This window comes from uncultured Plantibacter sp., from assembly GCF_963518075.1.
GTDB lineage: Bacteria > Actinomycetota > Actinomycetes > Actinomycetales > Microbacteriaceae > Plantibacter > Plantibacter flavus_A.
Genome location: NZ_CAUQHZ010000001.1, coordinates 746,590 through 769,018, shown reverse-complemented (window position 1 = coordinate 769,018; position 22,429 = coordinate 746,590). Strand labels below are relative to the sequence as shown.

At 69.3% G+C, this 22,429-nt stretch carries 29 protein-coding genes; 12 read left to right on the top strand and 17 right to left on the bottom strand.

From position 1 onward, the window contains the following. Positions 1-3: 3 nt before the first annotated feature. Together RWN05_RS03685 and RWN05_RS03680 are read right to left on the bottom strand one after the other, a co-directional pair. Complete coding sequence (locus RWN05_RS03685) at positions 4-1,446, bottom strand: hypothetical protein (protein WP_314138569.1); 1,443 nt, start codon at positions 1,444-1,446, stop codon at positions 4-6. Then, complete coding sequence (locus RWN05_RS03680) at positions 1,439-1,747, bottom strand: hypothetical protein (RefSeq protein WP_314138568.1); 309 nt, start codon at positions 1,745-1,747, stop codon at positions 1,439-1,441. The genes RWN05_RS03685 and RWN05_RS03680 overlap by 8 nt, the downstream gene beginning before the upstream one ends. A 176-nt stretch (positions 1,748-1,923) precedes the next feature. Between RWN05_RS03680 and RWN05_RS03675 the strand changes: the two genes are divergently transcribed. Both RWN05_RS03675 and purB read left to right on the top strand, forming a co-directional pair. Beyond that, a complete protein-coding gene (locus RWN05_RS03675) occupies positions 1,924-2,451 on the top strand; it encodes a low molecular weight protein-tyrosine-phosphatase (RefSeq protein ID WP_314138566.1) in 528 nt (175 codons plus the stop codon). Further along, entirely contained in the window at positions 2,448-3,830 is a 1,383-nt protein-coding gene (purB, locus tag RWN05_RS03670; RefSeq protein ID WP_064296029.1) for an adenylosuccinate lyase, read from the top strand. The genes RWN05_RS03675 and purB overlap by 4 nt, the downstream gene beginning before the upstream one ends. 76 nt (positions 3,831-3,906) lie before the next feature. On the opposite strand, the gene RWN05_RS03665 is transcribed toward purB, so the two are convergent. The 3 genes from RWN05_RS03665 to RWN05_RS03655 all read right to left on the bottom strand — a co-directional run bounded on the left by RWN05_RS03665 (position 3,907) and on the right by RWN05_RS03655 (position 5,955). Next, positions 3,907-4,173 (bottom strand): hypothetical protein, encoded by a 267-nt coding sequence (locus RWN05_RS03665; RefSeq protein WP_064296028.1) that lies wholly within the window; start codon positions 4,171-4,173, stop codon positions 3,907-3,909. Further along, positions 4,170-4,829 carry a hypothetical protein gene (locus RWN05_RS03660; RefSeq protein WP_314138565.1) on the bottom strand — a complete coding sequence of 220 codons (660 nt, stop codon included), beginning with the start codon at positions 4,827-4,829 and terminating at the stop codon, positions 4,170-4,172. Before RWN05_RS03660 ends, RWN05_RS03665 begins: the two co-directional genes overlap by 4 nt. Before the next feature lie 70 nt (positions 4,830-4,899). Next, positions 4,900-5,955, bottom strand: a complete 1,056-nt coding sequence (locus RWN05_RS03655) for a nitronate monooxygenase (protein ID WP_314138564.1) — start codon at positions 5,953-5,955, stop codon at positions 4,900-4,902. A 124-nt stretch (positions 5,956-6,079) separates the two neighbouring features. Here RWN05_RS03655 and RWN05_RS03650 point away from each other — a divergent pair, with 124 nt between their 5' ends. The 3 genes from RWN05_RS03650 (at position 6,080) to RWN05_RS03640 (ending at position 9,168) form a co-directional block, all read left to right on the top strand. Continuing rightward, positions 6,080-6,859, top strand: a complete 780-nt coding sequence (locus RWN05_RS03650; protein WP_314138563.1) for a carbon-nitrogen hydrolase family protein — start codon at positions 6,080-6,082, stop codon at positions 6,857-6,859. Between the two features lie 61 nt (positions 6,860-6,920). Continuing rightward, positions 6,921-8,387, top strand: coding sequence for an APC family permease (locus tag RWN05_RS03645; protein ID WP_314138562.1), 1,467 nt, complete (start codon positions 6,921-6,923; stop codon positions 8,385-8,387). A gap of 40 nt (positions 8,388-8,427) precedes the next feature. Further along, a complete protein-coding gene (locus RWN05_RS03640; protein ID WP_079003656.1) occupies positions 8,428-9,168 on the top strand; it encodes a FadR/GntR family transcriptional regulator in 741 nt (246 codons plus the stop codon). A 565-nt stretch (positions 9,169-9,733) separates the two neighbouring features. Here the strand turns inward: RWN05_RS03640 and RWN05_RS03635 are convergent. After that, positions 9,734-10,117, bottom strand: coding sequence for a hypothetical protein (locus RWN05_RS03635; protein WP_314138561.1), 384 nt, complete (start codon positions 10,115-10,117; stop codon positions 9,734-9,736). Between the two features lie 196 nt (positions 10,118-10,313). On the opposite strand from RWN05_RS03635, the gene RWN05_RS03630 reads away from it, so the two are divergent. Continuing rightward, positions 10,314-11,948, top strand: coding sequence for a hypothetical protein (locus RWN05_RS03630; protein WP_079003658.1), 1,635 nt, complete (start codon positions 10,314-10,316; stop codon positions 11,946-11,948). A gap of 37 nt (positions 11,949-11,985) precedes the next feature. Here the strand turns inward: RWN05_RS03630 and RWN05_RS03625 are convergent, their stop codons facing one another. The 3 genes from RWN05_RS03625 to RWN05_RS03615 form a co-directional block, all read right to left on the bottom strand. Further along, complete coding sequence (locus tag RWN05_RS03625; RefSeq protein WP_079003659.1) at positions 11,986-12,312, bottom strand: transcriptional regulator; 327 nt, start codon at positions 12,310-12,312, stop codon at positions 11,986-11,988. Then, positions 12,305-12,748, bottom strand: coding sequence for a hypothetical protein (locus RWN05_RS03620; protein WP_079003660.1), 444 nt, complete (start codon positions 12,746-12,748; stop codon positions 12,305-12,307). The genes RWN05_RS03625 and RWN05_RS03620 overlap by 8 nt, the downstream gene beginning before the upstream one ends. 110 nt (positions 12,749-12,858) lie before the next feature. Beyond that, entirely contained in the window at positions 12,859-13,173 is a 315-nt protein-coding gene (locus tag RWN05_RS03615; RefSeq protein ID WP_079003661.1) for a helix-turn-helix transcriptional regulator, read from the bottom strand. An 85-nt stretch (positions 13,174-13,258) separates the two neighbouring features. Here RWN05_RS03615 and RWN05_RS03610 point away from each other — a divergent pair, with 85 nt between their 5' ends. Continuing rightward, positions 13,259-14,308, top strand: coding sequence for an SDR family oxidoreductase (locus tag RWN05_RS03610; RefSeq protein WP_079003662.1), 1,050 nt, complete (start codon positions 13,259-13,261; stop codon positions 14,306-14,308). A 58-nt stretch (positions 14,309-14,366) separates the two neighbouring features. On the opposite strand, the gene RWN05_RS03605 is transcribed toward RWN05_RS03610, so the two are convergent. Next, complete coding sequence (locus RWN05_RS03605; RefSeq protein ID WP_079003663.1) at positions 14,367-14,618, bottom strand: hypothetical protein; 252 nt, start codon at positions 14,616-14,618, stop codon at positions 14,367-14,369. A gap of 76 nt (positions 14,619-14,694) precedes the next feature. Next, the gene (locus tag RWN05_RS03600) at positions 14,695-15,090 is read right to left on the bottom strand and encodes an SRPBCC family protein (RefSeq protein WP_205847550.1); all 396 of its coding nucleotides are present in this window, start codon (positions 15,088-15,090) and stop codon (positions 14,695-14,697) included. A gap of 123 nt (positions 15,091-15,213) precedes the next feature. Here RWN05_RS03600 and RWN05_RS03595 point away from each other — a divergent pair, with 123 nt between their 5' ends. Together RWN05_RS03595 and RWN05_RS03590 are read left to right on the top strand one after the other, a co-directional pair. Beyond that, positions 15,214-16,284, top strand: a complete 1,071-nt coding sequence (locus RWN05_RS03595; protein WP_079003664.1) for a S41 family peptidase — start codon at positions 15,214-15,216, stop codon at positions 16,282-16,284. 54 nt (positions 16,285-16,338) lie between these two features. Beyond that, complete coding sequence (locus tag RWN05_RS03590; RefSeq protein WP_079003665.1) at positions 16,339-16,782, top strand: GyrI-like domain-containing protein; 444 nt, start codon at positions 16,339-16,341, stop codon at positions 16,780-16,782. Positions 16,783-16,791: 9 nt separating this feature from the next. On the opposite strand, the gene RWN05_RS03585 is transcribed toward RWN05_RS03590, so the two are convergent. The 3 genes from RWN05_RS03585 to RWN05_RS03575 all read right to left on the bottom strand — a co-directional run bounded on the left by RWN05_RS03585 (position 16,792) and on the right by RWN05_RS03575 (position 18,368). Then, positions 16,792-17,250: an NUDIX hydrolase gene (locus tag RWN05_RS03585; protein ID WP_153303554.1), complete on the bottom strand. Its 459-nt coding sequence runs from the start codon at positions 17,248-17,250 to the stop codon at positions 16,792-16,794. A 92-nt stretch (positions 17,251-17,342) separates the two neighbouring features. Then, positions 17,343-17,726, bottom strand: a complete 384-nt coding sequence (locus RWN05_RS03580) for a cupin domain-containing protein (RefSeq protein ID WP_064295627.1) — start codon at positions 17,724-17,726, stop codon at positions 17,343-17,345. Positions 17,727-17,810: 84 nt separating this feature from the next. Beyond that, positions 17,811-18,368, bottom strand: a complete 558-nt coding sequence (locus tag RWN05_RS03575; protein WP_314138557.1) for a dihydrofolate reductase family protein — start codon at positions 18,366-18,368, stop codon at positions 17,811-17,813. Between the two features lie 121 nt (positions 18,369-18,489). Between RWN05_RS03575 and RWN05_RS03570 the strand changes: the two genes are divergently transcribed. Beyond that, a complete protein-coding gene (locus tag RWN05_RS03570) occupies positions 18,490-18,963 on the top strand; it encodes a GNAT family N-acetyltransferase (RefSeq protein ID WP_079003668.1) in 474 nt (157 codons plus the stop codon). Positions 18,964-19,106: 143 nt separating this feature from the next. Further along, entirely contained in the window at positions 19,107-19,616 is a 510-nt protein-coding gene (locus RWN05_RS03565; protein ID WP_079003669.1) for a hypothetical protein, read from the top strand. On the opposite strand, the gene RWN05_RS03560 is transcribed toward RWN05_RS03565, so the two are convergent. Further along, entirely contained in the window at positions 19,571-19,975 is a 405-nt protein-coding gene (locus tag RWN05_RS03560; protein ID WP_071262095.1) for a VOC family protein, read from the bottom strand. The genes RWN05_RS03565 and RWN05_RS03560 overlap by 46 nt on opposite strands. A gap of 53 nt (positions 19,976-20,028) precedes the next feature. Then, on the bottom strand, positions 20,029-20,517 hold the full coding sequence (locus tag RWN05_RS03555; protein WP_314138554.1) for a MarR family transcriptional regulator: 489 nt from the start codon (positions 20,515-20,517) through the stop codon (positions 20,029-20,031). Between the two features lie 96 nt (positions 20,518-20,613). Between RWN05_RS03555 and RWN05_RS03550 the strand changes: the two genes are divergently transcribed. Next, a complete protein-coding gene (locus RWN05_RS03550; RefSeq protein WP_079003671.1) occupies positions 20,614-21,405 on the top strand; it encodes an SDR family NAD(P)-dependent oxidoreductase in 792 nt (263 codons plus the stop codon). Between the two features lie 68 nt (positions 21,406-21,473). Here RWN05_RS03550 and RWN05_RS03545 read toward each other — a convergent pair whose 3' ends face one another. Beyond that, positions 21,474-22,364 carry a MurR/RpiR family transcriptional regulator gene (locus RWN05_RS03545; RefSeq protein WP_079003672.1) on the bottom strand — a complete coding sequence of 297 codons (891 nt, stop codon included), beginning with the start codon at positions 22,362-22,364 and terminating at the stop codon, positions 21,474-21,476. Between the last annotated feature and the right edge of the window lie 65 nt (positions 22,365-22,429).

Here is a 22,429-nt window from a genome sequence, read left to right as displayed (position 1 = left end):
TGGTCACGGAAGGACCTTGTCGGCGCGGTACTGCCAGACCTCCCCGGTGCCCGTGAGCCCGGCGAGGGGGTCGATCGCTGGTGCGAGCCGCTCCTCCGAGGACTGGTCGATGAGGCGTGCCGTCTCCCGGTAGCGGTCGAGATTGTGAGCTGGAAGGGGATCGTCACCGGCCGGCGGTGGTCCTCCGTCGTACAACGAACGCTGGACGACGGTACCCCCGTTGAGTGAGTCGCGTCGTTCACCGGAGAGCGCGGGGATGACGTCCTCGGTGTGTTCGACATGGGTGCGCGGGAGGTCGTCCGCGAAGTCGATGGATTCGACCGGCGATCCGAAGGTGACGACCGAGGAGTCGTAGGTACCGCTGGCGGCGATGCGTGACGCGATGATGCCGCCCTGGGAGTACCCGACGTGGAGCACGGAGGCACCGTCCGGAATGCCCGCGAGTCGCATGGCTTGGAGGGTCGCTTCGGCGCTCTCGGCCTCCATACCTGCGACGGCGTTGACATTGCTGCGGTTGTCGAAGGGCTCGGTCGACGCCTCAGGGAAGCCGGTCTCGATGGTTCCACCCGACCAGACGATCCACTGGTCGGCGCCGGAGGCGTCCTCGTACCGCTCGATCCTGATCTGCGGCGAGCCCGCTCCCCCGTGCGGCATCCGCTCGACGAGGTCCTCGTATCGGGTCGGAGGTTTCAGGGGCGCCGGAGCGCCCTGGGCCTTCACCTCGACCGTACGGACCGGCGCCGCGGGAGTGAGGAGGCCGGCACGGTCGACTGTGCCCAGTGCGACCAGGGCTGCGAACGCCACCCCGGTGATGCCCTCCTCGCTCAGACGGTTCGCGTCGAGCATCGCCGGCAGACCGAACGCGCTGATCAGGAACTCGTCGGAACCCGATACGACTCCGCGCACGAGGGCGACGAACGCGGGTGACGACATCAGCTCACGCGCAGTCTTCGCCGAGGCCTCATCGAAGCCGTCCTGCAGGTCCGAGGACAGCAAACCCAACACTCCGCGGAACACCGTCCTGACGAGCGTCACCTCTCCGACGGCGGCGAGGACACCGAGGGGGATCAACGGGGAGGCTCCCAGGACCCATCCCGCGGCGTCCCCGGTGAACGTGAACAACGATTGGACCATCCGCTCGAGCTCTCCGTACTGCTCCGCCCCGACGATGAGATGCCCACCCAACCGGCTCGCGTCGTCGCTCGCACGCCGCAAGCTGGTGGCGGCCCTCGCAGCCGCCCCGCTTCCCGCCCCCGCATCGGCTTGGGGGACGATCGTCGGGCCGACGGGCGCCAGGGACACGTCGTCGGTCGACACCGATTCCACGCGGTCGGCCCAGCTCGCGCAGGCCTCGCCGAGGTCGAGGAGCAACGCGCCGAGGAGCAGGTGATCGTCAGTGGCGACGGCTACGACACCACCGCCTCGGATGGTGAGGTCGTCACTCATGCTCCGCTCCAACGGCGATCGACGATGCCGCCCCACGAGCGCTCCTGAGTCCCTCATCGAGTGCAGAGGCCGATTCACGAAGCACTGCGGTCAGTTCGTCCGCGGACCAGGCGAACTGCACGGCTGCGGGACCGACCCACTCGAGACCGCTGCGCGCCTGCGCGAACCTCACGATCTCCGGCTCCAGTTCGAGCAGCACGTCCTCGAGACATCGAGCGCGCCCCTCGAGGATCGAAGCAGCTTCCTCTGCCGTCGACTGCGACGGGAAGCCCATCGCCAACGGGTCGTACTCCAACGCCATGTCGCCTCGCCCTCCGCCCGCCCACCGCCGGCATCACACTCGACTCTGCCCAACCGGCGGTGCGGTCACGACGGCACACCGTGCTGATGTGGAGGAAGCTCACCGGAGTGGAACTGTGGAGCGGAGTCAGTTGAGAACGGTTCGACGGCTCGGGCGCGGTCGGCCAGAATAGACGCATGAACACCCTCGGGGAGGCCGACCCCGGCACGACCCCGTTCCGCGTGTGCTTCGTCTGCGCGGGCAACATCTGTCGATCCCCGATGGCCGAGAGCGTCTTCACCGACCTCGTGGCGGCCGCCGGGCTGGAGCGGGTCGTGGAGGTCTCCTCCGCCGGCACCGGCGACTGGCACGTCGGCGAGCACGCCGACCACCGCACGATCACCGCGCTGCGAGCGCACGGCCACGACGCCACCGCCCACCGGGCCAAGCAGTTCGACCCCGACCGCTTCGACAGCTACGACCTCGTCGTCGCCCTCGACCGCAGTCACGAACGCGTCCTGCGGGCCTGGGCGGGCAACGACACCGACCGCTCCAAGGTGCACCTGCTCTTGAGCTTCGACAGCACCTCCGGGACCCGCGACGTCCCCGACCCCTACTACTCGGACGCCCAGATGTTCGAGACCGTCCTCGGCATGATCGACCATGCCTGCAGATCCCTCTTCCACCAGCTCGAACCAGCACTGACCCAGGGAGCCACCCCATGACCGAATTCCCCGCCCAGCCGCTCAGCCCGCTCGACGGTCGCTACCGCCCCGCCGTGACGGCGCTCGGAGAGTACCTCTCGGAGGCCGGCCTGAACCGCGCCCGCGTGCAGGTCGAGGTCGAGTGGCTCGTCTACCTCACCGAGCACTCCATGTTCGGATCCTCCCCGCTGACCCCGGCGGAGATCGAGCAGCTCCGCGCGCTCTACCTCGACTTCGGACAGGCCGACATCGACTGGCTCGCCGAGAAGGAAGCTGTCACGCGTCACGATGTGAAGGCCGTCGAATACCTCGTGCGCCACCGCCTGTCCGAGCTCGGTCTCGACCGCATCGCCGAACTCACCCACATCGCCTGCACGAGCGAGGACATCAACAACCTCTCCTACGCGCTCACCGTGTCGCAGGCCGTCCGCGCCATCTGGCTGCCGAAGCTGCGCCTCGTCCTCGACTCACTGCGCACCAAGGCCGTCGACTTCCGGGCCGTCCCGATGCTCGCACGCACGCACGGCCAGCCGGCGACGCCCACCACGATGGGCCGCGAGCTCGCCGTCACCGTCTACCGACTCGAGCGCATCGCCCTGCAGATCGAGGCGAACGAGTACCTCGGCAAGTTCTCCGGCGCGACCGGGACCTTCGCCGCCCACGTCGTCGCCGACCCCGATGCCGACTGGCCCGCCATCTCGCGCGAGTTCGTCGAGGGACTCGGCCTCGACTGGAACCCGCTGACGACGCAGATCGAGTCGCACGACTGGCAGGCCGAGCTCTACGGCAAGATCTCCCACGCCAACCGCGTGCTGCACAACCTCGCCACGGACATGTGGACGTACATCTCGATCGGCTACTTCCGGCAGATCCCGGTCGCGGGCGCCACCGGCTCGTCGACCATGCCGCACAAGGTCAACCCGATCCGCTTCGAGAACGCCGAAGCCAACCTGGAGCTGTCGAGCGCGATCCTCGACTCCCTCGCCGCCACCCTCGTCACCTCACGACTCCAGCGCGACCTCACCGACTCGAGCGCCCAGCGCAACATCGGTGTCGGGTTCGGCCACTCGCTGCTCGCCCTCGACAACATCCTCGGCGGACTCGGGCAGATCGACCTCGCGGAGGACGTGCTGGCCGCGGACCTCGACCACAACTGGGAGGTGCTCGCGGAGGCGATCCAGACGGTCATCCGCGCCGAGGTGACCGCGGGTCGCTCGAGCATCGAGGACCCCTACGCACTTCTCAAGGAGCTGACGCGCGGCAAGCGTCTCGGCCAGGCGGAGCTCGTCGAGTTCGTCTCCAAGCTCGACATCGGCGACGCCGCGAAGCAGCGCCTGCTCGAGCTCACCCCGGCGACGTACCTCGGGCTCTCCGACGACCTGGTGGACTACCTGCCGTAGGCGGTCCGTGCTCGTTCGCCCAGGAATGGGCGAACGAGCACTGGGTCGCCCAAGAATGGGCGAATGAAGCCGGAGATCAGTGGCCGGAGGGGCGCGGCGGACGCTTGTCGTCGCCGTCCTGCTCGTCGAGGTCGAGCTTCTCCTGGAAGTCGGGCTTCACGGCGAGCGCCAGCATCGCGAGGACGACGAGCGAGGCGATGAACGCGATGCCCAGTCCGATGAGTGCGAGGACGATCTCACGGGTCGACATCAGGACGACGACGCCGGTGAAGACCCCCATGACGCCCGAGAGCACGAGGAGCTCGATCGGCCGCAGGACGTCGTCGCGGTTGGGCTTGCTCATGATGCGGCTCCCGCCGTGCCGGTGGTGTCGTCGGTGACTGCGCCGGCGACCGGGCGCTTGCCCGCCCACCGCAGCGACAGTCCGCCGATGACGAGGTAGACGCCGATGATCGCGGCGTATGCCGCGACGAGGCCGACGACGACGATGTCCGCACGGAGGACACCCTCGACACCTCCCGGGGCGGCGAATCGCTGCTCGAGTCCCGGCGGGACGAGGAGCGTCGCGATGGCGAGCAGCACCGTGAAGGCACCGACCGCGGTCCAGTCCTTCGCCGCGGCGAGGCGTCCGCGCCAGCGGATCCCGCTGTACAGCTCGAGGAATCCGGTGAGGGCCGCCCACAGCGTGACGACGTAGAGGAAGATGCTCAGCCCGCCGCCGCTCACGAGCAGCGAGAAGACGCCGGTCACGACACCGATGACGCCCTGCCCGAGGAAGAAGGCGCGCGTCACGGTGTCGGAGAAGTTCGGGAAGGCGAAGGCGCCGACGATCGCGCCGGACAGCAGCGTGAAGACCCCGAAGACCACGAGGCCGAACTGCGAGGAGTGGCCCTGCGTGAAGGTGACGACCCCCGCCGTGGCGAGCGCGATCACCGCACGCAGGATCGGGACCATCCAGTACCGATCGTGCTTGGCGCCGTCGAACGGGATGCTGGGCACGGTGAACGTCTCATCTCTTGCAGGAAGTCCACTCCAGCTTACGCGGTCCTGCGGGCGACGCGGACCGGGGTCAGGGTGCCCTGGGTGGGACCGACAGGCCCGCGGCGAGTTCCGCGAAGACGGCCTCGGCATCCGCCCGATCGCGGGTCAGCAAGGACGCCTGCCCTGCCCAGTAGCCCTGGAGCTCTGCGACGCCCTGCTCCGAGGCGACGGTGCGGAACCGCCCGGTCAGCCAGTTCTGGACCGGGAACGGGGCGACGACCCCCGACGCCTCGATCTCGCGCAGCACCCGGTTCGGGACACCACGGCCGAGCCTGCCGCTCATCGCGCGCGTGAGGACGGTACCGTCGGCGGGCGTCGAGACGATGGCCGCTCGATGCTCGGCCGTCGCCGCGGAGACGCTCGTGCGGAGGAAGGCGGTCCCGACCTGCACGCCGGCGGCGCCGAGTGCCCGCGCGGCGGCGACACCACGTCGGTCGGCGATACCGCCGGCGGCGATCACCGGGACGTCCAAGGCGTCGACGAGCTGCGGGATCAGGGCGACCAGGCCGACGAGGGAGTCCTCGGCTGCTCGCAGGAACGAGACGCGGTGGCCGCCGGCCTCCATGCCCGTGCCGACGACGACGTCGACGCCGCCCTCCTGCAGGGCGAGCCCTTCGGCCACCGTGGTCGCCGTCCCGACCACCACGATGCCCCGCTCGCGCGCCGCGTCGACCACCGACCGCGGTGGAACCCCGAAGACGAAGCTGACCACGGCGGGCCGCGCCTCCAGGACCGCCTCGATCTGCTCGTCGAACGGCGGCATGTACCGGGCCGGGCGATCGGGCAGCTCGAGTGACAACTCGTCGAACACGGGTCGGAGCGCCTCGACCGCGGCTGCGAAGGACGCCTCGGAGTCGTCGGGCGACAGCTCGTCTCCACGCGGCAGCCACAGGTTCAGTGCGAACGGCGCCGCGGTCCGTTCGCGGAGCGCCGTGACCGTCCGCTCGATGCGCTCGGCGTCGTAGCCGTACAGGCCGAAGGAACCGAGGCCGCCCAGCTCACTCACCGTCGCGGTGAGTTCGACGGAGGACAAGCCTCCGAAGGGGCCGAGCACGATCGGGACGTCGACAGGAAGGGCGCGCACGCCACCAGTATGTCCCTCGCCTCTTGCGGGTGAAACCGGATCGAAACATGATGGACATCAAACAGCTCACTTTGAGTTGTTTACTGAGTGCATCGACGCACGCCTGCAGAGGAGCTCCACCGCCATGACCCTGACCATCGCCGGACTGCAACACCACGGCGTCCCCGGAGACGTCGAGGCGAACCTCGCGCTCGTCGCCGACGCCGCCAGGCAGGCATCGGATCGCGGCGCGGACCTGCTCGTCACCCCCGAGATGTTCATCACCGGCTACAACCTCGGGGACCGTCTCGCCCCGCTCGCCACCCCGGAGCTGGTCGACCGGGTCGCCGCCATCGCCGCCGGGACGGGGATCGCGATCCTCGCCGGCTTGCCCGAGCCGCTCCCGGGCGGAGCCGTCGCGAACGCCATCGTCCTCATCGGTCCCGACGGGTCCGAGCTGCTCCGCTACCGCAAGACACACCTGTTCGGCGAGCTCGACCGCGAGCTGTTCGTGGCCGGTGACACCCTCGCACCGACCGTCGACCTTGGCGGCGTCCGCGTCGCCGTCCTCATCTGTTACGACGTCGAGTTCCCCGAGACCGTCCGCGCGGCGGCCCTCGACGGCGCCGACGTCGTGATCGTCCCCACCGCGCAGATGGAGCCCTACGCGCACATCGCCGAACGGCTCATCCCGGTGCGCGCCTGGGAGAACCAGGTCCACCTCGTCTACGTCAACCGCGTCGGCTCCGAAGGGGACCTCACCTACGTCGGCCGCAGCAGCATCGTCGGTCCGGACGGCGTGGTCCTCGACGCGCTCGACGCGGACGCCGTCGGTCTCATGATCGCCACGATCGATCCCGAGGCCACCAAGCGCGCCAGGCAGGAGAACCCCTACCTCGCCGACCGCCGCGCCGAGCTGTATTGAGGGACGCCGTCCCTCCTCCCCTCCCCCTCCGAGTCCCCCGACTCCCCCGGAAAGTGACCTCATGACCGTGAACCCCATCGCCGAGCCGCGCCAGCGCCTCGACGGCCAACTCGGTACCGGCTCCATCGTCTTCATGGTGATCGCCGCAGCAGCACCACTCACCGTGATCGGCGGCAACGTCCCCATCGCGATCGGGACCGGCAACGGCGCCGGAGCGCCGATCGGCTTCGCCCTCGCCGCCGTGATCCTCCTCGTCTTCTCCGTCGGCTTCGTCACCATGACGCCGTTCGTCCGCGAAGCCGGCGCGTTCTTCTCCTATGTGACGGCCGGACTCGGCTCTCGTCTCGGCCTCGGTTCCGCGTTCACCGCACTCGTCGCCTACACGGCGATCCAAGTCGGCGTGTACGGCTACATGGGTTGGGCGCTCGACGACCTCGTCACGTACTTCGGCGGCCCGACCCTGCCCTGGTGGCTGTACTCCTTCGCGACGATGGCGATCGTCGCGGTGCTCGGCTACCGACACATCGACCTGAGCGCGAAGGTACTGGGCATCGCACTGACGCTCGAGATCCTCGTGGTCGTCGTGCTCGACGTCGTCATCTTCGCGACGGGCGGCGCGGACGGCATCGCGGTCGAGACCTTCGACCCCGCCAACATCTTCACCGGTGGGATCGGCGTCGCCGTGCTCTTCGCCCTCACCGGCTTCATCGGCTTCGAGGCGACCGCGGTCTTCCGGGACGAGGCGCGCAACCCGGAACGCACCATCCCGCGAGCCACGTACCTGGCCGTCGTCATCATCGGTGTGTTCTACGCCATCTCCTGCTGGGCGCTCGTGACGGGCGTCGGCGCAGGGAACGCCGTCGCGATCGCCCAGCAGACGCTCGCCGGCGACGGCAACCTCCTGCTCGACACGACGACGACCTACCTCGGCCCGATCATGCGTGATGTCGTCCAGGTGCTGCTCATCACGAGCCTGTTCGCGTGCGTGCTGTCCTTCCACAACGTCATCGCGCGTTACCAGTTCACGCTGGCGCAGAAGTCGGTGCTGCCCGCCCGCCTCGGCAGGCGTCACCCCGCACACCACTCCCCGTCGACCTCCTCCATCGTGCAGACGGTGACGGCGGCCATCGTCCTCGCCGCGCTCGCCCTCGCCGGCCTCGACCCGCTCGTCGGGGTCTTCGGATCCATGGCCGGGGTGGCGACCGTCGGGATGGTCCTCCTCATGCTGACGACCTCGATCGCCGTCCTCGTGTTCTTCGCGCGCCGACCCGAGCTCGTCGCCGGCCGCACCTGGGGTGCGCGGGTGTTCCCGATCCTCGCGGTGGTGGGACTCGCCTTCGCGCTGTGGCTGGTGCTGTCGAACTTCACGCTCGTCACCGGCGGAAGCGTCACCGTGAGTGTCGTGCTCGCCCTCATCCCCGTGGTCGCCATGCTGATCGGTATCGTGGCGGGGAAGCGGTTCCCGCTGGACGCCGAGCCGGACGGTGCGGTGAGCGAGGCGACCGCCGACCAGCCGACGGCCGGCTGAGCCAGGGTCGCGGAGTCGATCAGCGACGAGACGGGGTGCCATGGATCTGGGTTCGCCCTCGCTCGGAGCCATCCGACGCACGACCGCCGTCGACACCGTCCGCGCGCGCATCTCGCTGGCGCTGGAGCTCGGGATGCTGGTGCCCGGCCAACGGCTCCCGGCACCAGAGGAAGCGGCTCGAGCGTTCGGGGTCAGCGAGATGTCGGTGCGTCGTGCCTATCGGGCGCTGAGCGACGAGGGTGTCGTCGTGCGGCGGCAGGGCAACACGGGTGGCACGTTCATCTCGGATGCACCCGCGGTGGGCACCGTTCCCGAGATCGCCGCCTACCGCGAGGACGCCGTCCACGTGCACGCGCTCATCGACCAGCGCGCGACGCTCGAAGCCGGGCTGGCGGCGCGGGCTGCCGCTGCACCGGGGGCATCCTCCCTGCGTCGACTCGACGACCTCGTGGCGACCATGCGGACCGAGCCGGACTGGAGCCGGTTCCGCGAGGCGGATGCGGCGTTCCACGCCGAGCTGGCGATGTCGGCGGGCGTGCCGGGCGCGGCCGACCTCCATGACCGCGTGTCCCGTGAGCTGTACTCCTACTTCATCCCCTATCGGATCGAGTACCTGCGCGCGTCGAATGAGGAGCACGCTCAGCTCGTCGAGGCGCTCCGCGTCGGCGATGCGGCAGCCGCGAGCCGCCTGGCCTTCGACCACGTCGCGGAGCTCCACCGCTCGATGTACGTCGGCCTCGCGGGCGTCGGCTCTGCCGAGAGTGCGCAAAACGCTCCCTGAATCGCAATGAGCCGACCGAATGCGCACTCTCGGTGGAGGGTGTGGACAATGGGAGCAGATATCCCCACGGGATCGGGAGGATGGGTCGGTGCCCCGCCATCGCCCGCTCCCGCCACGGCTCCACGGCACGGCGTTCGCGGTCGGTGACCGAGCGCTGCACGGCCAGACCAGCGGGAGACTGCGTGGCGTCGATCTCGACGCTCCGTTCTGGGGCGTGCGCTCGGTCGATGTCGATCTGGGGGACGTCTTCGGACGCTGCGCAGCGTTCTCCCCTCGGCGCCGACCAGGGTGGGTGTTCAGCCATCTCACTGCGGCGGAACTCCTGGGTGCCCCGCTGCCGAACTCTTGCACGCACGACGCGGACCTCCACATCGGCGCGCTTCACGGCGTACAGCCTGCGCGTTGCCGAGGGGTCGTCGGTCACCGGCTCGCCGAGACGACCCGCACGACCCAGATCCGAGGCTTCACCCTCACCGCGCCGGCCGACACCTTCGCGCTTCTCGCGACGATGCTCGAGCTTCCGGACCTCGTCGCGGTCGGTGATTTCCTCGTGTCGGGGTCGCGATCACGAGGTGGCTCGCGTGTCGACGTGCGCACAACGATCGACGAACTCACGGCCGCCGTGGCCGCTTACGGCTCTCGACGCTCGGCTCGGGTTCTCCGCGACGCCCTTCCGCTGGTCCGCGTCGGCGTCGACTCCCGACCTGAGACACACCTGCGGCTCGCGCTCATCGATGCGGGCCTCCCGGAGCCGAGCGTCAATCCGGCCGTGCCCGTCGACGGCGGCACCGCGGTTCTCCATCCGGACCTCGCCGAAGTTCGCCTCCGCATCGCGTACGAATACGAAGGCGATCTGCACCGCACCGACCAACGACGATTCAGGAACGACATCGTTCGCCGCGAGCGATTCGAGGCGGCCGGGTGGCGGGTCGTCCGCGTCACTGCGCACGACCTCTTCGTCGACCGCGCGTCGTTCATCGCACGGGTTCGACGGCTTCGGAGGCTCGTTGAGAGTGCTCATTCCGCTCGCTGATGCCGCATGAGAGCGCAGAAGAAGCACTCTCGACGAGACCTCAGAAATCCGACATGCGCCGTACTAAGGCATAGTGGGGACGGGTTCACCCCCGCCGCGAAGGAGTGAGAGCATGATCGACAAGGCCTCGATACAGGACTTCCCGCCGATGACGGCATCGCTGCTGGCGGACAATTCCGGCGTGTTCCGCGTCGGCACCGCCGAGCAGTACCTGACCGCCACCGACGCGGGAACGGCCCGCCGCCAGCTCGTCGAACTGATGCAGGCGGAGGCCCGGAAGGCGGGTCGACCGATCCGTGTGACGGTGACCGACCCGACGAGCGTCACCGTGCTCCTCATCGGTGTCGACGGCGAACTGCAGGAGGAACCGCAGTCAGCAGCGCCCGCGCGCACCGCGCAGCGGGCCACGCCACCGCCCGCAGCCGCGCAACGAGTGCCGCTCATCCAGGCGCCACCGCCCACGCCCTCCCAGCCGACACCCGCACGCCCGACCCCTGTTCAACCGCAGACACCGCCCCGCGCCGCACCCGCCCAGCCGTCGACACCTGCGCCGGTTTCGGCGCAGCCCGCGCCGCCGGTCTCCGCCAATCCGCAGTCGACCACGACGCCGCAGCCCGTCCCGCCACAGCGCCCGACCGTGCAGCAACCCGCGTTCGACACACCGCCGTTCCAGCCGATCTCGAACCAGCCGAACGCGCAGCAGGCGCCCGTACCCGCGCAGCGCGCGGTCCCGGCACAGCAGTCGGTGCAGGCGCCGCCGTCCGCGCCCGCGCAGCAGCAGCCCCCGGTTCCGCAGCAGCAGCAGGCTCCCGGCCAGCCGGCCGCCCCGGCTCGCCGCGATCTGCGCGATGCACCCTCGTTCCTCGCGCCGCCCACGATCGGCCCGGCGCAGCACGGGCTCGCCGGCCTGCTCAACAAGCTCGGCTTCTCGGTGCCGCCGTCGGCGACCGAGCGGGCCGAGCGTGACGACGTCCACGCCGTGTCACGCCACTTCCCGAGGCGTCGCACCATCTCCGTCGCGAATCAGAAAGGCGGCGCCAACAAGACGCCGACCGTCGTCAACCTGTCTTCCGTCTTCGCCCGGTACGGCGGTGGCGGTGTCGCGGCCTGGGACAACAACGAGACCATGGGCACGCTCGGCTGGCGGACCGAGCAGGGCGGCCACGATTCGACCGTCCTCGACCTGCTCGCCGCGGCGGGCGACCTCCTCTCCCCCGGCGCCGAGCGAGCCGACCTGTCGCGGTTCGTCCACCACCAGCCCGGCGACAAGTACGAGGTCCTGCGATCCGCGGCCGACGGCGAGCACGTGGTGACCGCCGACGAGGTCGACCTCGTCCATCGCGTCCTCGCGAAGTACTACCGCCTGATCGTCATGGACTCCGGTAACTCGGCCGGAGCACCCAACTGGCGGCGCATGGTGGAGCTGACCGATCAGCTCGTCATCCCGACCACGACCGTCGAGGACAAGAAGGAGGGCGCGCGACTCACCCTCACCGCCGTCAGCCGGGTGAGCGAGCGCGGTGCCGAGCTCGCGCGCAACGCCGTCGTCATCGTCTCCGAGGCCGAGGCGAAGGACACGTCGATCGCCAACGCCTACGCCGAGGACTTCCGTCCCTACGTGCGCGACGTCGTCGTCGTGCCCTTCGATCCCGCGTTGAAGAACGGCGTCATCCGTCACGACGCCCTGCGATCGAGCACGCAGCGGGCGTGGCTCGCAGCGGCTGCCGCGGTGTCCCGCGGACTCTGACCGGCACGGGCGCTGGTCGTCGACCGGTCCACGTCGATCATCCTCGGGCGTGCTGCACGATCGCGGTCAGGGCGTCGAGGTAGGACTCGAAGGCGACTCGCCCCTCCGCCGTGAGTGCGATGCGACGGCCACGGCGGTCCGTGTCACTCTTCCCGATCTCGATCACCCCGGCGTCTGCGAGCGCCGAGAGGTGCTTCGAGAGGGCCGACTTGCTGACACCGGTGATGCGCAGGAGCGAGGCGAAGTCGGCGTACTCGGCGGGAGCGAGCGCGGACAGTAGCGCGAGGCGTGCGGGCTCGTGGAAGAGCGGGTTCAGCGCGGGACGGGTGACGGCGGCCTCGGTCGCCGCATCGTCATCACGCATCGCCGGTCCGCGGCCGCCCGCCGACGGATGGACCGCCGGACGCGAGGCGGATGAGCGCCGGCAAGCAGGCTGCGAAGACCAACATGGCTGCGGCGAGCGCCGAGACGGTGTTCGGGGCCACGAGGTCTGCGGACCGCGCGGCCCACTGGACGAGGACGTACACGGCCGCGACGGCGACACCACTCATCGTGAGGAGCAGTGTGCCGACGCGATCCGACCAGTCGAGGCGCAGCTTGAGCGGTCGACTGACGGACAACGCCACGAATCCCAGGGAGACCAGGCCGAGGAGCCACAGCATGTCGAGGTCGACGACCACCCCGAGAGCGATGACGAGCGCCGCGGTGATGACCGCCGTGCCGAGGGCTCCCTGCCGGGCAGCGCTGCGGGAGGCGTCTCGTGCGGCGTTCAAACGATCCTGCGCGTCGCCGTGGTTCATGATGGACCTCCAGTCGTTGCGTCTGAAGAAACTATCAGATCGTTGCCTGAAGCGAAACTATTTGGTCGACGGTGCCTCAGTTCCTCCGGTGTCCAGCTCGCCGCGCAGGTCTAGACGGCGAGCGACACCTGCCGACCGAGCGCTTCGATCGCAGCCTCGTCGCGCTGGTAATGCGACCACTGGCCGATCCGGGTGCACGTCACGAGGCCGGCGCGCTGGAGCGTGGCCATGAACTGCGAGGCGGTCGACTGCGACACCTCAGCCCTCGCCTGGATGTGCTTGAGGCACACGCCGACCTCGGCCGCCGGCTGATCCTGCGGCGGGAACGACTCCGGATCCTTCAACCACCCCAGGATCGCGAGGCGAGTCGGATGTCCGAGCGCCTTGAAGATCGCCACCAGGTCCAACTCGCCAGCGCTCGTCATATCTCAACCATATCGCAATATCGCGATTCCACGATGTTGTGCAACACTATGGATCGGTAAATCGCGATCTAACGATGGAGATGTCATGACGCAGCACACAGCACTGGTGGTCGGCGCCCGCGGGGTGATCGGCGGGAACCTGATCACCCACCTCGAGGGGCTCGGCTGGGACGTGGTCGGGTTGTCCCGCCGCGGCGGCACCGACCGGGGATCCGTCAGGCACCTCGCGGTGGACCTGCTCGACCGCGACGCGACCATCCGCCGGTTGCGGGGCCTGTCCGAGATCACACACATCTTCTACGCCGCGTACCAGGACCGCCCCAGCTGGGCAGAGCTCGTCGCGCCGAACCTCGCGATGCTCACCAACGTCGTCGACGCCGTCGAACCTGTCGCGCCGGGCCTCGAACACATCAGCCTGGTGCAGGGCTACAAGGTCTACGGCGCACACCTGGGGCCTTTCGCCACACCGGCGAAGGAGTCCGACCCGCCGCACATGCCACCGGAGTTCAACGTCGACCAGCAGCAGTTCCTCGAGCGCCGCCGGGTCGGGGCCAGCTGGTCATGGTCGGCGTTGCGGCCGTCGGTCGTGGCCGGGATCGGCCTCGGCAACCCGATGAACCTGGCGATGGTCATCGCCGTCTACGCCTCCATGAGCAAGGAGCTCGGCATCCCGCTGCGCTTCCCCGGCAAGCCCGGCGCCTACACGACCCTGATCGAGATGACGGACGCCGACCTCCTCGCGAAGGCCACGGTGTGGGCGGCGACCACGGAGCACGCCCGCAACGAGGCGTTCAACATCACGAACGGCGACCTGTTCCGGTGGTCGTCGATGTGGCCGAAGATCGCCGCCTTCTTCGACCTCGACGTCGCGCCGCCACTCGAGATGAGCCTCTCCGAGGTGATGGCCGACAAGGAGGCCCTGTGGAACGCGATGGTCGAGCGGCACGGCCTCGCGCCCACCAGCTACGCAGCAGTGTCGTCGTGGGCGTTCGGCGACTTCGTCTTCGCGTGGGACTACGACGTCATCGCCGACACCTCGAAGTCCCGCCGGGCCGGGTTCCACGAGTACGTCGAGACCGAGGCGATGTTCCTCCGCATCTTCCAGGACCTGCGGGAGCAGCGACTGATCCCGTAAGCGTCGGAGCCCGGCCCGAACACCAGCCCACCGGTGAGCGGGACGGCGACGCCCTGCTTCATCGACGAATGCCGGCGGTAGCGCCGTGTTCCCGCTCGAACGTCTGCTGCGTCCGACGCGAAGCCGCTACCCGCCGGATGCCGAAGCACGCCCAGACGGTCCAGAACACCGCCATCGCCCAGCTGAGCGGGGCGCCTGCGGCTGCGAACCAGACGGAGCCGACCACGAAGAGCAGACCGACCGTGATCATCGCCCAGCCGACGGTGCGCTCACGTTCGAAGGCGAGCCGTTGCTGCACGAGCGAGTCCATGGGAGGACGCTATCGCGGGATCCGGAACGACGGCGCACGAACCGACGAGACCGCGGCCAGGTCAAACGGGCGCCGATCACTCATGCCCGGTGAGCCGACGATCGAGGCGCTCGAGGTCCGCCTCGACCATGGCGACGTCCCGCGCGAAGGCGTCGTCGTCCAGCTCGATCTGACGCACGGTGAAGACCACCTCGGCACCCTCCGGATGGGCCAGCACGCGGACCGGGTTCGTCACGACGGTCCCCGACGGCAGGGTCACATCGTGGTCGAGCACGCCGAAGCGGTTGCGCTCGACGAACCGGACCTCCACCCGACCCATCGGCGACTCGACGAACAGCGAGTCACCCTCGCGGACCACCTCGGCCTGTGCGAGACCGGCCGCCCACCGCGGAAGGTTGTCGATGTCGGACGCGTAGTCGTAGACGGCTTCCGGCGAAGCGCCGATGACCCGGCTCACGTGGTGACTGCTCATGACCGCATCCTGCCACCTCGGTGCGGAATCCATCGGCCACGTCCCGCCCGCGGATGATGCTCCGCGGGCGGGATCGTCCTGCGGGCTGACGACTCGACCGTTGACGATCCGTAGCCTGGAGTCATGCCCGGCAACACCCGCAGTCGCTCGTCATCTCCATCACCGTCCCCCATGGACCGGCGACGTCGGCGGCGCCGGCGTGGCCTCATCGCGGCCGCCGTCGCGGCATCATTCCTCGCGCTGGTGGTCGGCGGCGCCGTCGTCGCCGCGCCGCTCCTGCGGTCATACGGGATCTACCTCGTCCCGCCGTCGCCGCAGACGTACGCCGAGGTCGCACTGGATGCGATGCGGCAGGGGATCGACGCGACACCGCACCACTACACGCAGGTGCGGGAGCGGGCTCTGGCCTCCGTCGCGGACGCCTCCGACTACGCCGACACCTACGGGCCGCTCGAGGAGGCGGCGACCGAGTTGGGCGGTCCGCACACCACTTTCAACGATCCTGCGTCCGCGGCCGAACTGTTCGGCCCGTCGTCGGGATCGAAGGCGGAGAACGAACTGCCCACCGTCACGAGCGCTGACGGCGTGACGACCATCCGCCTCCCGACGCTCATCGGTGGCGGCTCCGGAACGGACTCCTTCGGCCAGCGGTACATCGATACGGCCGTCGAGGCGATCACCGCCGCCGCACCCGACACGTCGGCGTGGGTGGTCGACCTGCGGGACAACCACGGCGGCAACGTGTGGCCCATGCTGGCCGCCATGGCACCGCTACTCGATGACGGGACCGTCGAGACCTTCGAGTCCGTCGACGGGTCCACGGTGGTATCCGTGGACGGCGGGACCGTCTCCTCCGACGGCACACGACAGGGTGCGGCGACGACACCGCAGCCGAAGGTGCACGGGCCGATCGCCGTGGTCATCAACGGGATGACCGGTAGCTCTGCGGAGGCGGTCGCGATCGCCTTCATCGGGCAGTCGAACGTGCACGTGTTCGGACAGCCGAGCTACGGCTTCAGTACGGCGAATCAGCCGGTCCGCCTCTACGACGGCGCGGTCGTCAATCTGACCGTGGCCGTCGACGCCGACCGTACCGGCAAGCGCTACGGCGTCCCGATCGTGCCCGACACCCCCGTCGAGGACGTCGCGCAGCTCCCCGCGGCAATCAGCACGTGGCTCGCCGATCGCGGGTGATCTCGGGGGCGCCGTTCGTGTGACGACCGACCGGGGACGTGTTAGACACGAGGCATGACGCACTTCCCGATGACGCATGACCTCGGCCGGATCGACGTCGTGACGCTCGACGACACCGCCGCTCTCAGTCAGGACGTCGCACTCGACATCGAGCAGGTGCAGGCGGCTTGGCCGGCGTTCGAGAACTCGTTCGACTCGCTGCAGGGCCGCAGGATGATGGGCCTGGTCTACGGAGGAAGTGACCGGTACCGCATGGCGTCCGTGCGGCTGGACCGGGATGCCGACAACCCGCTCGGCCTGGATGAGACCGTGATCCCCGGCGGCGACTATCTCCGGCTGCGTCTTCGCGGCGAGCCGCCCGGCGTCTACGCCCGGATCGGCGACGCCTTCGACGTGCTCTTCGACCTCGCCGATCACGAGGAGAGCCGTCCCCACATCGAGCATTACCGGCGCGAGGGCGAGGTCGACTGCCTCGTTCCGATCAGGTCGCCGCGCTGAGCGGTCGACTCAGCCCACCAAGGGGTACCAGTGTCGGTCGCGCAGATGATGCTCGTCATCGTCGAGGTGCACCCACGTGCCGTCGGTCATCGGACTCGCGTCCGACGCCCACACACCGAAGTGGGCGACCGGCGCCGGCCAGTCGTATCCGTCGGCCAGTACCTCCACGACGTTGCGTACGGCGCCGATGAACTGCAGGCCCAGCTGCTCGCCGGTGATGCGCTGCGCCAGTTCGCGAACGGCAGCCGTGCCGTCGGCATCAGTGGATGCAGCCTCGAGCATCGGCAGATCGAGGCGAGCTGTGCCCTGCCTCGGCACGCAGAACACCCGGTCGGAGTCGCGCAGGAGCAGGCGCACGACCGACATCGGCCGGGGTGGCGTCGTCCGGCGGACGACCTCGGCCCGGCCTCCAGGAGGCAGCCACGGCGCGTCATGCGTCACGTGGACGAGCGTCTCGTCTTCGTTCACGCCGCGAGCGTACCTGAACCGAGGGAGCGTGACCGGTCCCTGCCCACGCATCCTGAGCGGCGGTGTTCACGAGCCGTCCGGCGATCGTGTCCTCAGCGGAAGTCGCCCAGCTGGCGCTCGACGGGCACCGTGCCCTCGACGATCACGTCGCCGGTGTGCGCAGTCGTGACGGTCTCGATCAAGACGATCTCGACCTCCTCGTCGGCGATGGGATTGTGCTGCACGCCTCGCGGCACGACGAAGAACTGGCCCGGCGTGAGCACGACCTCCTCATCGTCGGGGAGCTGGATGCGGAGCGTGCCGGAGACGACGAGGAACATCTCGTCCTCGTTCGCGTGGTCGTGCCAGACCAACTGGCCGAGGAGCTTCGCGACCTTCACGTATTGATCGTTGACCCGCCCGACCACTCGAGGCGTCCAATGGGCCTCGACCTGTCGGAGTTCGGCGGCGATGTCGATTCCGTGGAGAGCGTTCATGTGTCCATCCTCTCCCGGCTGGAGTGCGCATGCGGACGTCCCTCATCAGCAGGGGCATCGAGCATGAGGGTTCTGGCGACGACGTCAGACGGGTCGGTACCGCATGGCGACCGCGCCCGAGCGGAACTCCCGGCGGTCCACGAGCTCGAGCTCGATGCGCTCGCGCAGCCCGGCGAGCAGGGTCGGGCCGCGTCCGGCGAGCACCGGCTGCACGAGGAACTCGTACTCGTCGATGAGTCCCAGGCCGGCCAGCGCGAGCGGCAGCGTCACCCCACCCACCCACAGGTCCTCGCCCGGTTCCTGCTTCAGCCGCCGGACCGCCTCCTCGAGGTCGCCACGGACCAGCTCCGCGTTCCAACCGACGTCACCCAACGTGCTCGAGACCACGTGCTTGTTCGCCCGGTCGATGGTCTCCGCGAAGGGCACCTGCCACGGCTCGACCCAGTCCGGCCAGGTGCCGGAGGCAGGCCTCCGCCAGGCCGACTCCATCATCTCGTAGGTCACCCTGCCGAACAGGAGGGCGTCCGCCCGCGCCAGCTGCGCGGTCCAGTACCGCATCGACTCCTCGTCGGGTGGGAGCCCCGCCTCGTGATGACAGCACCCGTCGAGCGTCACGTTGATCGAGTATCGGAGTGGTCTCATCGCACTGCGCTCCCTCACGGATCGACGGCCTCCCGACGCTGGGAACCCGTCTGGCCAGCGAACCACGTCGCTGATCGGATGTCGATCACAGGTGTCTCGTCGCCCTGCCAGACTGGCGTCGATGATCATCCGCACCGAACGAACCACCCTCGAACCGATCTCACCGGCGCTCGCGCGACGCATCGTCGAACGCGACGAACGTGACGGTGACGACTGGCACCCGGAGTACCCCTTCGCCGATGAGCTCGGCCCGCTCCGCGGTCTCGCGGAATCGACCGTCAGCGACCCGATCTTCACGATGTACCTCATCCGTGATGCCGACGGTTCGGCCGTCGGTGGACTCGGCTTCTTCGGGCCGCCCGACAGCGACGGTCGCGTCGAGTTCGGCTACGGTCTCGTTCCCGCCGCTCGCGGGGTCGGACTCGCGACGCAAGCGGTCGTCGGCGCGCTGTCGTTCGCCGCAGCGCACGGCGCAGGACGGGCGGCCGCTGAGACCGACGTCACGAACGTCGCATCACAGCGGGTCCTCCTGAAGGCGGGACTCGCGGAGACCGGACGCACGACCACGACGGTGTCGTTCGCGCGCGAGCTCTGACAGGAGATGCAAGCCATGGTCGAGGCCTGATGGCTCCGCTCGCCCGAGCGGAACGTGAGGAGACCGTCGGGGTTCCGGGGATCGACGTATGGATCCCGTGAGGACCGGGGCTCGCGCGGGTGGTGAGGCGTAGACCGGAGGTCATGACCCTCACGACGATCCTGCCTTCACTCCGCCGCAGCATCCCGGACCCGTTCGCCCCCGACCGCTGGCCGGCACACACCCACCTCAGCACGACGGACGTGATCGTCGACGACGTTCCGATGCTGCGCCTGGCCGAACAGTGCGGAACCCCGTGCGTCCATTCGGCGGCAGCGGTGATCCCCGGCACGGGCGGGTGCCCGTCCCCCGCCGCACGCACCTCCGTGGTCGTCGTCCGCGTGAACACGGCGATCTTCGACGAGGACGGCCATCACCTCACCCTCGACGCCTGCCTCTCAGACGTCGAACCGTGCTGGTCGGAACTCCGGCTCATCGGGCGAGCGTCGACGACGCACACGGTGCCGTTCCGCATCGGCAGCGAGGCCGGAATCGAGCAGCGCGTGCCACTCCCCCGCGACCTCGCGCCCGGCGACCTGCTCGCCGTGCCGTGTCGCGGCGAGGTCGCTCAGTCGGTCGGCTCGGCGTCGGGCTTCATCCAGAACGGCGAGTAGTGGTACCCGTCGGGGTCGTCGAATTGGCGCTGGTACATGAACGGGTAGTCGTCGGTGTCGCCGATCCGTCCACCTGCGGCGCCGGCCCGCTCCACGAGCTCGTCGACCGCCTCGCGGCTCCCGAGGTCGAAGGAGACCGTGACCTTGGAGGGCGTGTCGGGTCCACCGATCAGCTCCTCAGTGCCGCCGACGCTCGCGTACATCTCGCGGCTGCCGAGCATGACGTACTGCTCGGGCGCGATCTCGAAGCAGGACACCTGGTCGGTGGACATCGCGGCGTTGCGGGTCCAGCCGAGGGCGTCGTAGAAGGCGGTCGCGCGGTCGACGCTCTCGACCGGACACGTGATGAAGAGGCTCATGCGGTCAAGCTACGCCCGGCGTGAGCGGGTCCACAAGGACGTTCTTCCGAGGTTCACTCGGACGGCGCCCATGGCACGGTCGGGTCGATCGCCTTCGCGATCTTCGCGCTGATCTCGGCCAGTTGCCGCACCTGCGCCTGGGTGAGCGAGCCGAAGACGAGCTCCTCGACCAGGGCGTGGTGCGCGGGCGTGGACCGCGCGACGTGGGCGTGGCCGTCGTCCGTGAGAACGGCGAGGGTGAACCGACCGTCGGTCGGATCGACCTCGCGTCGCACCCAGCCTTGCTTCTCCAGTCGCGAGATCGCGCGGGAGAGCCGGGAGAGTGTGCTGCTCGCGTACCCGGCGAGGGTGCTCATCCGGAGCGTGCGGTCCGGGGCGGTGTCGAGCGCGAAGAGCAGCCCGTGCTCGTAGTGGCTCAGCCCGCTGTCGCGCTGCAGCTGGGCGTCGAGGGCGGCGGGGAGTCGCTCGAGCAGGGTGGCGACGGACGCCCAGGCCGCAAGCCGATCACCGCTGAGGCCGGGACGTTCGGCGGGATCGGTCATGGGGCAAGCTTATTCGACTTGCTTGAGCAAGTGAACCGACTTAGGGTGACTTTCCTGAGCAAGTGAATCGGCGCATCGCCGAAAGAGGAAGATGACATGGACCTACAACTCCGAGGCAAGACCGCCTTCATCAGCGGATCGACCGGTGGCATCGGCGCAGCCATCGCCCGGACGCTCGCCGCGGAGGGCACACGGGTCATCGTGAACGGGCGCTCCGAGCAGGCGGTGCATGATGCGGTCACCGCACTTCGGCGCACGCACCCCGACGTCGGCCACGACGGGATCGTCGCGGACTTCGCCGATCCGGCCTCCGTCGAGCGACTGCTCGGCGACCTCGGCGCCGTCGACATCCTGGTGAACAACGTGGGCCAGTTCGGTCTCGCGCAGTTCGAGTCCGTCTCGGACGACGACTGGGCCCACATCCTCGAGGTCAACCTGATGAGCGGCGTCCGACTGTCCCGGCACGTCCTGCCAGGCATGTTGGATCGCGGCTGGGGGCGCATCCTGTTCGTCAGCAGCGAGTCCGGCGTGAACATCCCCGCCGACATGATCCACTACGGCGTCACGAAGGCGGCGATGATCGCCCTCGGCAACGGACTCGCGAAACGGACCCGTGGTACCGACGTGACGGTCAACACGATCCTCGGCGGCCCGACCTACTCGGACGGCGTCGCCGCCACGATCGAGGCCATCGCCGCCGACCAGTCCGCACCGGCCGACGCCGTGAAGGCGTCGATCATCGGCCAGAACCGCACCACGCTGCTCGAACGCTTCCTCGAGCCCGAGGAGATCGCCGCGCTTGCGGCCTACCTCGCGAGCCCGCTGGCGTCGGCGACGAACGGTGCGGCCCTGCGTGCGGACGGCGGAGTGCTGACCGGGATGCTCTAGGCGCAGGCTGGTCGCGATGGCAACCCTCGCGGTCGACGACCTGCTGTGCCGAGGGCCCGGCACCGACGTCACTCGGAGGAGCGACGCTCCCGTACCGCGTCGAAGGTCCGCTGCAGCGCACCGATGGACACTTCGGAGTCGACCTGGGCGACACCGATGAAGAGACAGTCGACGACCATCAGCTGAGCGATCCGACTGCCGAGCGCTCCCGAGCGGAACGCCGTCTCCCGCGCGGACGTCTGGAGGACGATGTCCGCGCTGGTCGCCAGGGTCGACTCCGCGTGGTTCGTGATCGCGATGGTCGTCGCGCCGGAGCGGGCCGCGAGCCGAAGGTAGTCGATGGTGTCCGCGGTCGCGCCGGAGTGCGAGATAGCGACGGCGACCGCCTGCTCGTCGAGGATCGCAGCGGCGGTCCAGGCGGCATGCGGGTCGGGCCACTCGAGCGCCACGCGCCCGATCCGTGAGAGCTTCCGCTGCAGGTCGACGGCGACGATGGAGCTCGCTCCGACACCGAAGATGTCGACCCGGCGAGCGCCGGCGACCGCTGCGACTGCACGGGTGAGGGCTGCCGTGTCGAGCGCCTGTGCGGTGTCGGCGATCGAGAGGGATTCGTTCGCGGCGACCTTCGCGACGATGTCGTCGAGGCTGTCTCCGGCGACGATGTCGGGCGACTGCACGTTCGTCCCGGCGAGTGCGAGCCGCTCGCGGAGGTTCTCCTCGGTCAGGTCGTGGCGGAAGTCCTTGAAGCGGTCGTAGCCGACCTTGCGCGTGAAACGGACGACCGTCGTCGTCGAGGTCGAGGCCTCCTCCGCGATCTCGGCGACCGACCGCGTCGCGAAAGCGCCCGGGTCGGCGAGCAGCGATTCGGCGATCCGCCGCTCGGAGGGACGGAGTTCGTCGAGGCGGGCACGCACCTCGGTGGACACCGCCCGTGATGTCCGGTGGACGTCGGCTCCCATCGGTGCTCCTCTCGACCGTGAACACTGTACCGTCGGCACCCACCGGCGGGATGTATGGAAATTAC

Excerpts from the sequence above, each read along its gene's own strand:
- RWN05_RS03685 (WP_314138569.1), bottom strand. The coding sequence starts at position 1,446 with ATGAGTGACGACCTCACCATCCGAGGCGGTGGTGTCGTAGCCGTCGCC.
- RWN05_RS03545 (WP_079003672.1), bottom strand. The coding sequence starts at position 22,364 with ATGGGAGCCGACGTCCACCGGACATCACGGGCGGTGTCCACCGAGGTG.
- RWN05_RS03590 (WP_079003665.1), top strand. The coding sequence starts at position 16,339 with ATGACGCACTTCCCGATGACGCATGACCTCGGCCGGATCGACGTCGTG.
- RWN05_RS03560 (WP_071262095.1), bottom strand. The coding sequence starts at position 19,975 with ATGAGCCTCTTCATCACGTGTCCGGTCGAGAGCGTCGACCGCGCGACC.
- RWN05_RS03625 (WP_079003659.1), bottom strand. The coding sequence starts at position 12,312 with ATGCGTGATGACGATGCGGCGACCGAGGCCGCCGTCACCCGTCCCGCG.
- RWN05_RS03620 (WP_079003660.1), bottom strand. The coding sequence starts at position 12,748 with ATGAACCACGGCGACGCGCAGGATCGTTTGAACGCCGCACGAGACGCC.
- RWN05_RS03650 (WP_314138563.1), top strand. The coding sequence starts at position 6,080 with ATGACCCTGACCATCGCCGGACTGCAACACCACGGCGTCCCCGGAGAC.
- RWN05_RS03570 (WP_079003668.1), top strand. The coding sequence starts at position 18,490 with ATGATCATCCGCACCGAACGAACCACCCTCGAACCGATCTCACCGGCG.
- RWN05_RS03555 (WP_314138554.1), bottom strand. The coding sequence starts at position 20,517 with ATGACCGATCCCGCCGAACGTCCCGGCCTCAGCGGTGATCGGCTTGCG.
- RWN05_RS03610 (WP_079003662.1), top strand. The coding sequence starts at position 13,259 with ATGACGCAGCACACAGCACTGGTGGTCGGCGCCCGCGGGGTGATCGGC.
- RWN05_RS03665 (WP_064296028.1), bottom strand. The coding sequence starts at position 4,173 with ATGAGCAAGCCCAACCGCGACGACGTCCTGCGGCCGATCGAGCTCCTC.
- RWN05_RS03645 (WP_314138562.1), top strand. The coding sequence starts at position 6,921 with ATGACCGTGAACCCCATCGCCGAGCCGCGCCAGCGCCTCGACGGCCAA.
- RWN05_RS03580 (WP_064295627.1), bottom strand. The coding sequence starts at position 17,726 with ATGAACGCTCTCCACGGAATCGACATCGCCGCCGAACTCCGACAGGTC.
- RWN05_RS03595 (WP_079003664.1), top strand. The coding sequence starts at position 15,214 with ATGCCCGGCAACACCCGCAGTCGCTCGTCATCTCCATCACCGTCCCCC.
- RWN05_RS03550 (WP_079003671.1), top strand. The coding sequence starts at position 20,614 with ATGGACCTACAACTCCGAGGCAAGACCGCCTTCATCAGCGGATCGACC.
- RWN05_RS03605 (WP_079003663.1), bottom strand. The coding sequence starts at position 14,618 with ATGGACTCGCTCGTGCAGCAACGGCTCGCCTTCGAACGTGAGCGCACC.
- RWN05_RS03575 (WP_314138557.1), bottom strand. The coding sequence starts at position 18,368 with ATGAGACCACTCCGATACTCGATCAACGTGACGCTCGACGGGTGCTGT.
- RWN05_RS03675 (WP_314138566.1), top strand. The coding sequence starts at position 1,924 with ATGAACACCCTCGGGGAGGCCGACCCCGGCACGACCCCGTTCCGCGTG.
- RWN05_RS03565 (WP_079003669.1), top strand. The coding sequence starts at position 19,107 with ATGACCCTCACGACGATCCTGCCTTCACTCCGCCGCAGCATCCCGGAC.
- RWN05_RS03680 (WP_314138568.1), bottom strand. The coding sequence starts at position 1,747 with ATGGCGTTGGAGTACGACCCGTTGGCGATGGGCTTCCCGTCGCAGTCG.
- purB (WP_064296029.1), top strand. The coding sequence starts at position 2,448 with ATGACCGAATTCCCCGCCCAGCCGCTCAGCCCGCTCGACGGTCGCTAC.
- RWN05_RS03640 (WP_079003656.1), top strand. The coding sequence starts at position 8,428 with ATGGATCTGGGTTCGCCCTCGCTCGGAGCCATCCGACGCACGACCGCC.
- RWN05_RS03630 (WP_079003658.1), top strand. The coding sequence starts at position 10,314 with ATGATCGACAAGGCCTCGATACAGGACTTCCCGCCGATGACGGCATCG.
- RWN05_RS03615 (WP_079003661.1), bottom strand. The coding sequence starts at position 13,173 with ATGACGAGCGCTGGCGAGTTGGACCTGGTGGCGATCTTCAAGGCGCTC.
- RWN05_RS03600 (WP_205847550.1), bottom strand. The coding sequence starts at position 15,090 with ATGAGCAGTCACCACGTGAGCCGGGTCATCGGCGCTTCGCCGGAAGCC.